Raw genomic sequence first — 12,762 nt, 5'->3', positions numbered from 1 at the left:
TTTCGCGCGGGACTACGGAGTCGGGACCGCGGCGGCGGCGGCCGGCGCGGCGGCAGCGGCGGCGGGGCCCGCCTTCTGCATCGCCGACGTGATCGCCGGCATCACCATGCCCTTGAGCAGGTCGATGGCCTGGCCCGCACCGAGCGACTGCGCGGCGCTCGACAGGTCGCCCAGCAACCCGCCACCGCCGGCGGGTGCGGCCGTCGGGATTCCGAGGGACGGATCGCCCAGGATCGGGTAGCTGCCCGAGAGCGGATCCAGACCGATCGGATCGGCGATCGGGATCTCACTGGCCCCGGGCAGGCCGACCGAGCTGGAGATCGGCGTCAGTCCCGGGCTGGTGAGCGCCGGGTTGAGGCCGGTCGCCGCCAAGCCGGGCGTGGTGAGCCCGGGCGTGGTCAGCCCCGGTGTCGTCAGACCGGGTGTCGTCAAACCGGGGGTGGTCAGACCCGGCGTGGACAGCTCCGGCGTGGTCAGGCCCGGCGTCGTGAGCCCCGGCGTGGTGAGGCCGGGAGCGGTCAGGCCGGGAGTCGTCAGGGCCGGGGCGGTGAGGCCGGGGGCCCTCAGGCCGGGAGCCGTCAGACCCGGAGCCGTCAGGCCGGGCGCGGTGAGACCGGGAGCGGTCAGGCCCGGTGCGGTCAGGCCCGGCGAGGTCAGGCCGGGGGAGGCCAGGCCGGGGGACGTCAGCGGCGACGCCCCGGGCAGACCGCCACCACCGAGCAGGCCCGTCAGCGGCGGCAGGTTGACGCCGAACTGGGACAGACCCTGCGACAGCGCGCCGATCAGTTCGTTGGGCAGATCGGTGACGAGGGAGGCCTGCTTGAACTCGCGGTGCTGAGGTGCGGCAGCGTTCTCGGTGGACAGGTCGGACATGGCGACCAGGGCAACCGGACTTGCGACGGCCAGGGCGGCGACCGCGCTCATGGCAGTCGAGAGCTTGCGTCGACGTCGGTTGGGCACGGAAGTCTCCTAGAGATAGTGCGCCGCGTGGGACGACTTTGCTTGATGGTCTTCGTTCGTCGATGGGGCTCGAATCCGTTGATCCGAATCACCGATACCGACGTGGTCGATGGTACGTATGTGACTAGTGAGTCTGGAGTGACGATGCGGAATCGTGAGCCAATTGCGACCTGAACCGCATCGGGACGGCGCGCGCTGGAATTCGGGGACGCCGGTCCCTGTCGGATACCCTTGCCACCGATGACCACCCCTGCCTCCCCGGTCGCTCCCGGTACGTCCTCGGCAGCCGATTCCCCGCACCTGCCCTCCGGAGCAGCCGGCGGTTACGACCTGATCGTCGTCGGCTCCGGCTTCTTCGGCCTCACGATCGCCGAGCGCGTGGCCACCCAGCTCGACAAGCGGGTCCTAGTCCTCGACCGGCGCCATCACATCGGCGGCAACGCGTACTCCGAGCCCGAACCGACGACGGGTATAGAGGTGCACCGCTACGGCGCACACCTCTTCCACACCTCCAATCAGCGGGTGTGGGACTACGTGCGGCAGTTCACCGACTTCACGGGCTATCAGCACCGCGTCTTCGCCATGTACGACGGGCAGGCCTACCAGTTCCCGATGGGCCTGGGCCTGGTGTCGCAGTTCTTCGGCCGATACTTCACCCCCGACGAGGCCCGCGCCCTGATCGCCGAGCAGGCCGCCGAGATAGCGACCGAGGATGCGCGGAACCTCGAGGAGAAGGCCATCTCGCTGATCGGCCGCCCCCTGTACGAGGCGTTCGTCAAGGGCTACACCGCCAAGCAGTGGCAGACCGACCCCACCGAGCTGCCCGCGGCCAACATCGCCCGGCTGCCGGTGCGCTACACCTTCGACAACCGCTACTTCAACGACACCTACGAGGGTCTGCCGGTGCACGGCTACACCGCGTGGCTCGAGAACATGGCGTCCGACGACCGCATCGAGGTCCGCCTCGACACCGACTGGTTCGAGGTCCGCAACGGACTGCGCGCCGAGAACCCCGATGCGCCGGTCGTCTACACCGGACCGCTGGACCGGTACTTCGACTACACGGAGGGCAAGCTCGGCTGGCGCACCCTCGACTTCGAGCTCGAGGTGCTCGAGACCGGCGACTTCCAGGGCACGCCCGTCATGAACTACAACGATCCCGACGTGCCCTACACGCGGATCCACGAGTTCCGGCACTTCCACCCGGAGCGCGCCTACCCGACCGACAAGACCGTGATCATGCGGGAGTTCTCCCGCTTCGCCGACGACACGGACGAGCCGTACTACCCGATCAACACCGAGTCCGACCGCGAGATCCTGGCCTCGTACCGGGGACGTGCCAGGGCCGAGACCGCATCCGCCAAGGTGCTGTTCGGCGGCCGGCTCGGCACCTACCAGTACCTCGACATGCACATGGCCATCGCCAGTGCGCTCAACATGTACGACAACACGCTGGCGCCGCACCTGCGCGATGGCGCGCCACTCACCGAAGACGAAACAGGAAGCAGCCGACCATGAGTGACATCCCGTCCGGCGCGCTCGGCGCCGGACCGTCCAAGGCCGTCAGCCTGCTGTCGCGGGTGATCCTGCCGCGACCGGGTGAACCGCTCGACGTGCGCAAGCTCTACATCGAGGAGTCGATCACCAACGCCCGGCGGGCACACGCGCCGAGCCGGACCACGCTGGAGATCGGCGCGGAGTCCGAGGTCTCCTTCGCCACCTACTTCAATGCGTTCCCCGCCAGCTACTGGCGACGCTGGTCCATGCTGGAGTCGGTGGTGCTGCGCGTCGACCTGGTCGGCAGCGCCCGCGTCGACGTGTACCGCTCCAAGGCGACCGGCGCCCGCATCACCGTCGGCGGCAGCGAGGCCACCAGCGCCGGTCCCGACGACACCGCCACCGTCGAGTTCGAGATCGAACTCGATCCGTTCGAGGACGGCGGCTGGGTGTGGTTCGACATCACCACCGACACCAAGGTGACCGTCCTCGGCGCCGGCTGGTACGCACCCGTCGCACCCCCGACCCGCGCCAACGTCGCGATCGGCATCCCGACGTTCAACCGGCCCGCCGACTGCGTCAACGCGTTGGCGGCGCTCACGTCGGACCCCCTGGTCGACGAGGTCATCAGCGCGGTGATCGTGTCCGACCAGGGCACCCGAAAGGCCAAGGACCACCCCGACTTCGAGGCCGCGGCGGCCGCGCTCGGCGACCGGCTGCGGATCCACGATCAGCCCAACCTCGGCGGATCGGGCGGCTACAGCCGCGTCATGTACGAGGCGCTGAAGAACACCGACTGCGAACAGATCCTGTTCATGGACGACGACATCCGCATCGAGCCGGACTCGATCCTGCGGGCGCTGGCGTTCAACCGGTTCGCGAAGACCCCGACCCTGGTCGGCGGGCAGATGCTCAACCTGCAGGAGCCGTCGCACCTGCACGTCATGGGCGAGATGGTCGACCAGTCGAACTTCATGTGGACCAACGCGGTTAACACCGAATACGACCACAACTTCGCGAAGTATCCGCTCAACGACGAGGACTCCTACCGCAGCAAGCTGCTGCACCGCCGCGTCGACGCAGACTTCAACGGCTGGTGGATGTGCATGATCCCGCGTGCGGTCGCCGAGGAACTCGGCCAGCCGCTGCCGCTGTTCATCAAGTGGGACGACTGCGAATACGGCTTGCGCGCAGGCGAACACGGCTATCCCACCGTCACGCTGCCCGGCGCGGCGATCTGGCACATGGCGTGGAGCGACAAGGACGACGCCATCGACTGGCAGGCGTACTTCCACCTGCGCAACCGGCTGGTCGTGGCCGCCATGCACTGGGACGGCAAGATCTCCGGTCTGATCGCGAGCCACATGAAGGCGACGATCAAGCACCTGCTGTGCCTCGAGTACTCGACCGTGGCCATCCAGAACAAGGCGATGGACGACTTCCTCGCCGGCCCCGAGCACATCTTCTCGATCCTGGAGTCCGCGCTGCCCGACATCCGGGCGATGCGCCAGGAGTTCCCCGACGCGGTCGTGCTGCCGAGCGCGACCACGCTGCCCACGCCGTCGGACAAGCGGTGGCGCAAGAAGATCAAGATCCCCGTGGGTCCGGTGGCGATCTCGGTTCGCCTGGCCCGCGGCGTCGCCCACCAGCTCACGGCACACGATCCGCAGCACCACCAGCGGCCGCAGATCAACGTCGCCACCCAGGACGCGCGCTGGTTCTCGCTGTCGAAGGTCGACGGCGTCACCGTCACCACCGCCGACGGCCGCGGTGTCGTCTACCGCCAGCGCGACCGCGAGAAGATGTTCGAGCTGCTGCGCGAGTCGGCCAAGCGGCAGGCCGCGCTGGCCCGCCGCTTCAACAAGATGCGCCGCGTGTACCGCGAGGCGCTGCCGGTGCTGACGAGCACGCAGAAGTGGGAAGAGGTCCTCCTGCCCGAGGCGGAGAGAACCACCGCCCGATGAGCATCGACGCCTACCGGGCGCCGCACGGTGAGGACGCCGTCCTCGTCGCGGTGCAGCACGCCATCGCCGGGCGCCCGGGAGTGTTGCCCGGCGCGCGCGGGCTCTCGCACTTCGGCGAGCACAGTGCCGGGTGGGTCGGCGTGGCCCTCGTCGGTGCGCTGGCGCAGCCGAGCCGGCGGCAGGAGTGGCTGACCGCGGGGGCGGGCGCCTTCGCCGCGCACGCCGCGGCGGTGATCATCAAGCGGATCGTCCGGCGCACCCGGCCCGACCACCCCGACGTGTCGGTCAACGTGGGCACGCCCAGCACGCTGAGCTTCCCGTCCGCGCACGCGACGTCCACGGCCGCGGCCGCCGTCCTGCTCGGCCGCGTCACCGGACTGCCGCTGCCCTGGCTGCTGATACCGCCGATGGCGTTGTCGCGCCTGGTGCTCGGCGTGCACTACCCCTCCGACGTCCTGGCCGGCGTCGTGGTCGGGACTGCCGTGGCCACCACCGTCGGCGCCGTCGCGGACCGCGTCGACGTCCCCCGAGCGTTGAAGATCGTGGCGTCGAAGGAGACGGCTAGGTGAGCGAGGAAGCGCAGGAGGTCGCGGGTCCGCCCAAGAGCCTCGCGAGCGGCATCGTCAAGGCGGTCCGGCCCCGGCAGTGGGTGAAGAACCTGCTGGTCCTCGCCGCGCCGCTGGCGGCGATCGGCGTCGACTCCCAGCTCGACTACCCAAAGGTCCTGCTCAACGTCGGCATCGCGTTCGTCGCGTTCAGCCTGGCGGCGTCGTCGATCTACCTGATCAACGACGCCCGCGACGTCGACGCCGACCGCGAGCACCCCACGAAGCGGTTCCGGCCGATCGCAGCGGGCGTCGTGCCGATCGGGCTGGCCTACGGGCTGGCCATCGTGCTGGGCGTGGCGTCGCTGGGGATCTCGTTCCTCTCGACGCCGAATCTCGCGATCGTGATGGCGATCTACATCGTGATCCAGCTGGCGTACTGCTTCGGCCTCAAACACCAAGCGGTGCTCGACATCTGCATCGTGTCGTCGGGCTTCCTCATCCGCGCGATCGCGGGCGGCGTCGCCGCCGACATCCCGCTGTCGCAGTGGTTCCTGCTGATGATGGCGTTCGGATCGCTGTTCATGGCCGCGGGCAAGCGCTACGCCGAACTGCAGCTCGCCGAGCGCACCGGCGCCAAGATCCGGAAGTCGCTGGAGCGCTACACCAGTACGTACCTGCGCTTCGTCTGGACGCTGTCGGCCACGGCGGTCGTGGTCTGCTACGGCCTGTGGGCGTTCTACCGGGACGGGCCCGCGGGCGGTTCCTGGTTCGCCGTGTCGATGATCCCGTTCACCATCGCGATCCTGCGCTACGCCGTCGACGTCGACGGCGGGTTGGCCGGTGAGCCCGAGGAGATCGCGTTCGGCGACCGGGTGCTGCAGCTGCTGGCCCTGGCGTGGATCGGAACCATCGGTGCCGCAGTCATCTTCAGCTGACGGGCTGATGTTCCGGGCGGGACGGCGCCTGCTGCGCGGTCCCGCCTTCCCATTCGCCGCGAGCGTGCGGATCAGCCTGTGGGTCGGCGTGCTCGTGGTCGCCGTGCTGTTCGGCTGGGGTGCGTGGCAGCGCCGGTGGATCGCGGACGACGGCCTGATCGTGCTGCGGACGGTGCGAAACCTGCTGGCGGGCAACGGCCCGGTGTTCAACGCCGGCGAACGGGTCGAGGCCAACACCTCGACCGTGTGGACCTACCTGGTGACGTTCTTCGCCTGGCTCGGCGGTTCGGTGCAACTCGAATACGTGGTGCTGGCCCTGACGCTGGTGCTCAGCGTCGCCGGGCTGGTCTTCGCGATGCTCGGCACCGGCCGGCTCTACGCCCCCGGGCTGCGCGGCCGACGTGCGCTGCTGCTGCCGGCGGGCGTGCTGGTGTACGTCGCGATCCCACCCGCCCGCGACTTCGCGACGTCCGGCCTCGAGAACGGTCTGGTGCTGGCCTATCTGGGGCTGCTCTGGTGGATGATGGTCTGCTGGTCGCAGGCACTGCGCGCCGAGCCGGGCCCGGGCGGCCGGGTGGTCACCGTCAGCCGTCCCTTCGAGGCGGCGCTGGCGTTCGTCGCCGGTCTGAGCGTGCTGGTGCGGCCGGAACTGGCGTTGCTCGGCGTCGTCGCGCTGCTGATGCTCCTGGCGGCCACGCCGAACTGGCCGCGCCGCATCCTCATCCTCGTCGCCGGCGGCCTGCTGCCGGTCGCGTACGAGATCTTCCGGATGGGGTACTACGGCCTGCTGGTGCCCAACACCGCCATCGCGAAGGACGCCACCGGCGCCAAGTGGGACCAGGGCTTCACCTACCTCGGCAACTTCAATCAGCCCTACCTGCTGTGGTTTCCGCTGATGCTGCTGGCCGCGGTCGGACTGGTGATGTTCGCGACGCGGACCATGCCGTGGTGGAGCACCCACCAGCCGCCGCCCGGCGTCAGCCGGCTGGCCCGCACCGTGCAGAGCCCGCCCGCCGTGGTGGCGTTCATGGTGCTCAGCGGCGTCCTTCAGGCGGTGTACTGGGTACGGCAGGGTGGCGACTTCATGCACGGCCGCGTCCTGCTGACCCCGCTGTTCTGCGTGCTGGTGCCGATCGCCGTGATCCCGGTGATCCTGCCCGACGGCACCCGGTTCACCAGGTTCGGCGGCATCCTGCTCGCCGGATCCACCACCGCGATGTGGCTGGTGATCGTGGGATGGTCGGCGTGGGCGGCCAATTCGCCCGGCATGGGTGCCGACGCCACCCGCGTCACCTACACCGGCATCGTCGACGAACGCCGCTTCTACGCCCAGGCGACCGGGCACGCGCACCCGCTGACCGCCGCCGACTACCTCGCCTATCCCCGCATGCGTGCGGTGCTCACCGCGATCGAGAACACCCCCGACGGCGCGCTGCTGCTGCCGTCGGGCAACTACGACCAGTGGGACGTGGTGCCCGCCAAGCCGCCGCCCCCGCCGCGGCCGCCCGACTACCGGGGTCCGCACACCATCTTCTTCACCAACCTCGGCATGCTCGGCATGAACGTCGGCCTCGACGTGCGCGTGATCGACCAGATCGGGCTGGCCAATCCGCTGGCCGCGCACACCGAGCGGCTCGGGGACGGCCGGATCGGCCACGACAAGAACCTGTTCCCGGACTGGGCGGTGGCGGAGGGACCGTTCCTCAAGGAGCGGCCCTACATCCCGGTCTACATCGACGAGGACTGGATCATCCAGGCCGAGGCCGCGCTGAAGTGTCCGGCCACCGACGCGCTGCTGACGTCGGTGCGCGGACCCATGGGTCCCCGCCGCTTCCTGTCGAACCTGGTGCACTCGTTCGAGTTCAACTCCTACCGCATCAACCGCGTGCCGCTCTTCGAGCTGTCGCGGTGCGGCCTGCCGGCGCCGCCGCGGAAGAATCCGGAGTACGACGGGATGCCCGCGACGGGGCCGTGACCACCCGGCCGCTGCGGCGCCGAACGTACGGGCCACCTGCCCTTTCGAGCCCGGCCCGTGTCGTGATGTGATTCACTACAACGCGGGTTGGCGGGAGTTCGGCAAAGCAACGAGTTCGTTGAAAAGCGACGGCCGAGACGACGAGTGAAGACGAGGTTGCGATGACGGTGCTTTCGGTCCTGTTCCGCGCGGTGTGCGCACTGACCCTGATGGCGGGGCTCGTGACGGTCGCGCCGCACGCCACCGCACGGGCGGACGGCGTCGAGATGCTGATGGTGCCCTCGGGCGCGATGGGCCGCGACATCCCGGTCGCCTTCCAGGGTGGCGGCCCGCACGCGGTGGTGCTGCTCGACGCGTTCAACGCCGCCCCCGACGTCAGCAACTGGGTCACCGCGGGCAACGCGATGAACACCCTGGCGGGCAAGGGCATCTCCGTGGTCGCGCCCGCGGGCGGCGCCTGGAGCATGTACACCAACTGGGAGCAGGACGGCAGCCGCCAGTGGGAGACCTTCCTGTCCAGTGAGCTACCCGACTGGCTCGCCGCCAACAAGGGTCTGGCTCCCGGCGGACACGGCATCGTGGGCGCCGCGCAGGGCGGCTTCGGCGCCGTCGCGATGGCCACGTTCCACCCGGACCGTTACCGGTACGCCGGCTCGCTGTCGGGCTTCCTGTCCCCGGAGCGCACGGGTTACGACGGTGCGATCACGGCAGGCCTGGCGCAGTACGGCGGCGTCGACATCCGCAACATGTGGGGCCTTCCGCAGCTGGGTCGCTGGAAGTGGCACTCGCCCAACGTGCACGCACAGTTGTTGGCCAACAGCAACACTCGGCTCTGGATCTTCAGCCCCGCCACCACGACGTGCAGCGATCCCGCCGCGATGATCGGGTTCTGCGACCAGGCCCAGGGCACCAACCGGTTCTTCTACCAGAGCTACCGCGGCGCCAACGGCCACAACGCGCACTTCGACTTCCCGCCCACCGGTCAGCACGACTGGGGTACGTGGGCGCCGCAGCTGGCCGCGATGTCCGGGGAACTGGTCGCCACCATCAGGTAGCTTCCCACCGCGGGCGGCAAACCGATCCCGGGGGCCCGGCGAGGCAGCCGGTACGTTGGAAGTCGTGCGTGACGAGGTGGCCCCGCTGGCGGGCGCGACGGGGCAGCGGTGCGGTTCGCACCGTTGCTCGCGTCTGCGTTCGACCCGTGCCGCCCTGCCCATGTCGCTGATGATCGCGTTCGCCGCGGTCTCGATGACGGCCTGCGGCATGAGTGGGGACGACGTGATCGCCACGATGGGCGCCCCCACCTCGGCCACCGTCGGCTCCGACCCGGACACCCGGGCGATCGGCCAGATGCCGCAGGAGCAAACCGGCGGCGTGTCTGCGGCCATCGAGGTGACGCCCAAGCAGCGTGCCTACCTCGACGCGCTGACCCGTGGCGGCGTCGACCCGTCTTCCGAGCTGATCGCGCTGAGCATCGGGTCGTACGTCTGCCAGGCGCACGCCGCCCACCAGTCCGATCAGGCCGTGTGGGACTTCGTCCTGCCGATGGTGCGTGACGACGTGCGTGATTCGACCCCGGGTTCCGAGCCGCTTCCTGCCGGTCAGGTCAACTCGGTGACCGCCGACTACATTCGCATCGCCACCGACCGACTCTGCTAGCAGGAGACACCACACCACATGGCCACCACTCGCGGACCCAAGCGCCACCGCATCCTTGCCCTCGCGGCGGCCGGCGCCGTCGCCGTGCTGGTCGCCGTCGTCGTCGCGGCGGTGGTGGTCTGGGTGCGCCAGCCCGACACCCCGCCGACGGCCGTCCCGCCGACCGCAGCTCCGCCGACCGGCGGCGCGCCCAGCACCGGCGCTCCGCGGCCCGAGTTCCAGGACGCGAGCTGCCCGGACGTGCAGTTGATGTCGATCCCCGGCACGTGGGAGTCGTCGCCGCAGATGGACCCGCTCAACCCGGTGCAGTTCCCGATCGCGCTGCTGCTGAACGTGAGCAACCCGCTGCGCGGTGAGTTCGACGGCCAGCGGCTGGCGGTCTACACCGTCCCGTACACCGCGCAGTTCCACAATCCGTTCTCGGCCGACAAGCAGATGTCCTACAACGACAGCCGCGCCGAGGGCACCCGGGTGACGCTGGACGAGATCAAGCGGGTCAACCAGGCGTGCCCGTTGACGAGCTTCGTCTTCGTCGGGTTCTCGCAGGGCGCGATCATCGCCGGCGACATCGCCAGCGACATCGGCAACGGCCGCGGGCCCATCGACCAGGACCTGGTGCTCGGGGTGATGCTCATCGCCGACGGGCGCCGCCAGGACACGACCGCCCAGGAGGTCGGCCCGAACCCGCCGGGGCAGGGCGCCGAGATCACGCTGCACGAGGTGCCGATGCTCAAGCAGCTCGGCCTCGACATGACCGGACCGCGGCCGGGTGGGTTCGGCGCACTCAACGACCGCACGTTCCAGATCTGTGCTCCCGGCGACCTGATCTGCGCGGCGCCGACGGGCGCGTTCTCGATCGCCAACCTGCCCCAGACGCTGGCGACGCTGTCGGGCGGCGCGGGTGCACCGGTGCACGCGATGTACAACACGCCGCAGTTCTGGAATCTCGACGGTCAGACCGCCACGCAGTGGACGCAGAACTGGGCGCGCGATCTGATCCAGAATGCGCCGACGCCGAAACACGGATGAGTCACGATTTCGTCATGGGGATTTGGCGGCGATGGACTGGTCACCTAACATTAAGAGAAGCGTAAGAGCGGTTCCGAAGCGAAGCCGGTCGTCCCGTCCCCAGGGTGTCGGTTCGACGATCCCGGATTAGCCCGTCACCGAACGGTAGGATTTTCAAGGTTTGGCGTCTGCGGCGAGTGCCGTTCGAGGTCTCGAGAGCCGTCCGAACGAACCGCTGCGACCACGGCCGGATGCGGTGTGACAGGAGAAGCGAACATGGGATTCCACAACCCGTTCCTCAAGGACGGACTGATCAAGTTCCCCGACAACGGGAGCCTGGTCAAGCACGTCGAGAAGTGGGCCAAGGTCCGCGGCGACAAGCTCGCCTACCGGTTCCTCGACTTCTCCACCGAGCGCGACGGCGTTGCCCGGGACCTGCACTGGGCCGAGTTCAGCGTTCGCAACAAGGCCGTCGGCGCCCGGCTGCAGCAGGTCACCCAGCCGGGTGATCGCGTGGCGATCCTCTGCCCGCAGAACCTCGACTACATCGTGGCGTTCTTCGGCGCGCTGTACTCGGGCCGCGTCGCGGTGCCGCTGTTCGACCCGTCGGAGCCCGGCCACGTCGGACGCCTGCACGCCGTGCTCGACGACTGCAAGCCGTCGGCGATCCTCACCACCACCGCGGCCGCCGAGGGCGTCCGCAAGTTCTTCCGCAGCCGGCCCGCCAACGAGCGGCCGCGCGTGATCGCGGTCGACGCCATCCCCGACGAGGTCGGCGTCACCTGGGAGCAGATCCCGGTCGACATCGAGACCGTCGCCTACCTGCAGTACACGTCGGGTTCGACGCGCATCCCGACCGGCGTGCAGATCACCCACCTGAACCTGGCCACCAACGTCGTGCAGATCATCGAGGCGCTCGACGGGGAGGAGGGCGACCGCGGTCTGTCGTGGCTGCCCTTCTTCCACGACATGGGCCTCATCACCGTGCTGCTGGCCCCGATGATCGGCCACTTCTTCACGTTCATGACGCCTGCGGCGTTCGTCCGCAGGCCCGGTCGCTGGATCCGCGAGATGGGTCGCAAGCCCGACGACATCGGCAGCGTCATCTCGGTGGCCCCGAACTTCGCCTTCGATCACGCCGCCGCCCGCGGTGTGCCCAAGGACGGCGAGCCGCCGCTGGACCTGTCCAACGTCAAGGCGCTGCTCAACGGCAGCGAGCCCATCTCCGCGGCCACCGTGCGCCGGTTCAACGACGCGTTCGGGCCGTTCGGCTTCAAGCCCCAGGCCATCAAGCCGTCGTACGGGCTGGCCGAGGCCACCCTGTTCGTGTCGACGACGCCCATCGGCGGCACCCCGACGATCGTCCACGTCGACCGTGAGGCCCTGAACACGGGCACCTTCACCGAGGTCGACGAGAGCGCCGCCAGCGCCGTCGCCCAGGCGGGTGCGGGCATCGTCGGCATCGCCGAGTGGGCGGTCATCGTCGACGCCGAGACGGCGACCGAACTCCCCGACGACCAGATCGGCGAGATCTGGATCAGCGGCCAGAACATGGGCACCGGCTACTACGGCAAGCCGCAGGAGACCGTCGAGACGTTCCAGAACACCCTCAAGTCGCGGACCAACCCGTCGCACGCCGAGGGCGCCACCGACGACGCGACCTGGGTGCGCACCGGCGACTACGGCGCGTTCCACAACGGCGAGCTGTTCATCACCGGGCGCGTCAAGGATCTCGTCATCATCGACGGTCGCAACCACTACCCGCAGGACCTCGAGTACTCGGCGCAGGAGTCGACGAAGGCCCTGCGCGTCGGCTACGTCGCGGCGTTCTCGGTGCCTGCCAACCAGCTGCCCGACGAGGTCTTCGCCAACGCCCACGCCGGGCTCAAGCGCGACCCCGACGACACCAGCGAGCAGCTGGTCATCGTCGGCGAGCGTGCGCCCGGTGCGCACAAGCTCGACCCGGGGCCCATCACCGACGACATCCGGGCCGCGATCGCCGTGCGCCACGGCGTCACGGTGCGCGACGTCCTGCTGACCGCAGCGGGCGCCATCCCCAGGACCTCCAGCGGCAAGATCGGCCGGCGTGCCTGCCGGACGGCCTATCTCGATGGAAGTCTGCGTGCCGGGAAGATAGCCAACGACTTCCCCGACGCGACTGACTAACACCCAAACGCGAGCCGCTCGGCGGCGAGAGTGAAGTGATCATGAGCGAC

10 protein-coding genes are annotated in these 12,762 nt (G+C 69.4%); 9 read left to right on the top strand and 1 reads right to left on the bottom strand.

What is annotated here, in order from left to right; translation table 11 throughout:
- Positions 1–12: 12 nt before the first annotated feature.
- Complete coding sequence (locus AC1MEY_RS21025; RefSeq protein WP_480227327.1) at positions 13–960, bottom strand: hypothetical protein; 948 nt, start codon at positions 958–960, stop codon at positions 13–15.
- 240 nt (positions 961–1,200) lie between these two features.
- Between AC1MEY_RS21025 and glf the strand changes: the two genes are divergently transcribed.
- The 9 genes from glf to fadD32 all read left to right on the top strand — a co-directional run bounded on the left by glf (position 1,201) and on the right by fadD32 (position 12,712).
- The gene (gene glf, locus AC1MEY_RS21020) at positions 1,201–2,478 is read left to right on the top strand and encodes a UDP-galactopyranose mutase (RefSeq protein ID WP_480227326.1); all 1,278 of its coding nucleotides are present in this window, start codon (positions 1,201–1,203) and stop codon (positions 2,476–2,478) included.
- Positions 2,475–4,421 (top strand): glycosyltransferase, encoded by a 1,947-nt coding sequence (locus tag AC1MEY_RS21015; protein ID WP_480227325.1) that lies wholly within the window; start codon positions 2,475–2,477, stop codon positions 4,419–4,421. The genes glf and AC1MEY_RS21015 overlap by 4 nt, the downstream gene beginning before the upstream one ends.
- Positions 4,418–4,990, top strand: coding sequence for a phosphatase PAP2 family protein (locus tag AC1MEY_RS21010; RefSeq protein WP_480227324.1), 573 nt, complete (start codon positions 4,418–4,420; stop codon positions 4,988–4,990). The genes AC1MEY_RS21015 and AC1MEY_RS21010 overlap by 4 nt, the downstream gene beginning before the upstream one ends.
- Positions 4,987–5,904 (top strand): decaprenyl-phosphate phosphoribosyltransferase, encoded by a 918-nt coding sequence (locus AC1MEY_RS21005; protein ID WP_480227323.1) that lies wholly within the window; start codon positions 4,987–4,989, stop codon positions 5,902–5,904. The genes AC1MEY_RS21010 and AC1MEY_RS21005 overlap by 4 nt, the downstream gene beginning before the upstream one ends.
- Positions 5,882–7,879 (top strand): terminal beta-(1->2)-arabinofuranosyltransferase, encoded by a 1,998-nt coding sequence (gene aftB, locus AC1MEY_RS21000; protein WP_480227322.1) that lies wholly within the window; start codon positions 5,882–5,884, stop codon positions 7,877–7,879. Before AC1MEY_RS21005 ends, aftB begins: the two co-directional genes overlap by 23 nt.
- Positions 7,880–8,040: 161 nt before the next feature.
- A complete protein-coding gene (locus tag AC1MEY_RS20995; protein WP_480227321.1) occupies positions 8,041–8,934 on the top strand; it encodes an alpha/beta hydrolase-fold protein in 894 nt (297 codons plus the stop codon).
- Positions 8,935–8,998: 64 nt separating this feature from the next.
- On the top strand, positions 8,999–9,538 hold the full coding sequence (locus tag AC1MEY_RS20990; protein ID WP_480227320.1) for a DUF732 domain-containing protein: 540 nt from the start codon (positions 8,999–9,001) through the stop codon (positions 9,536–9,538).
- Positions 9,539–9,556: 18 nt separating this feature from the next.
- On the top strand, positions 9,557–10,567 hold the full coding sequence (culp6, locus tag AC1MEY_RS20985) for a carboxylesterase Culp6 (protein ID WP_480227319.1): 1,011 nt from the start codon (positions 9,557–9,559) through the stop codon (positions 10,565–10,567).
- A gap of 255 nt (positions 10,568–10,822) precedes the next feature.
- Positions 10,823–12,712: a long-chain-fatty-acid--AMP ligase FadD32 gene (gene fadD32 / locus AC1MEY_RS20980; RefSeq protein ID WP_480227318.1), complete on the top strand. Its 1,890-nt coding sequence runs from the start codon at positions 10,823–10,825 to the stop codon at positions 12,710–12,712.
- Positions 12,713–12,762: the final 50 nt, after the last annotated feature.

It is taken from the genome of Mycobacterium sp. PTI7, from assembly GCF_056679845.1.
Note: the sequence above shows the minus strand (reverse complement) of the source record. Positions and strands in the feature narration are given on the sequence as shown.

What these genes read in the sequence shown, in the direction of transcription:
- culp6 (WP_480227319.1), top strand. Translation starts at nt 9,557, where the DNA reads ATGGCCACCACTCGCGGACCCAAGCGCCACCGCATCCTTGCCCTCGCG.
- glf (WP_480227326.1), top strand. Translation starts at nt 1,201, where the DNA reads ATGACCACCCCTGCCTCCCCGGTCGCTCCCGGTACGTCCTCGGCAGCC.
- fadD32 (WP_480227318.1), top strand. Translation starts at nt 10,823, where the DNA reads ATGGGATTCCACAACCCGTTCCTCAAGGACGGACTGATCAAGTTCCCC.
- AC1MEY_RS21015 (WP_480227325.1), top strand. Translation starts at nt 2,475, where the DNA reads ATGAGTGACATCCCGTCCGGCGCGCTCGGCGCCGGACCGTCCAAGGCC.
- AC1MEY_RS21010 (WP_480227324.1), top strand. Translation starts at nt 4,418, where the DNA reads ATGAGCATCGACGCCTACCGGGCGCCGCACGGTGAGGACGCCGTCCTC.
- AC1MEY_RS20995 (WP_480227321.1), top strand. Translation starts at nt 8,041, where the DNA reads ATGACGGTGCTTTCGGTCCTGTTCCGCGCGGTGTGCGCACTGACCCTG.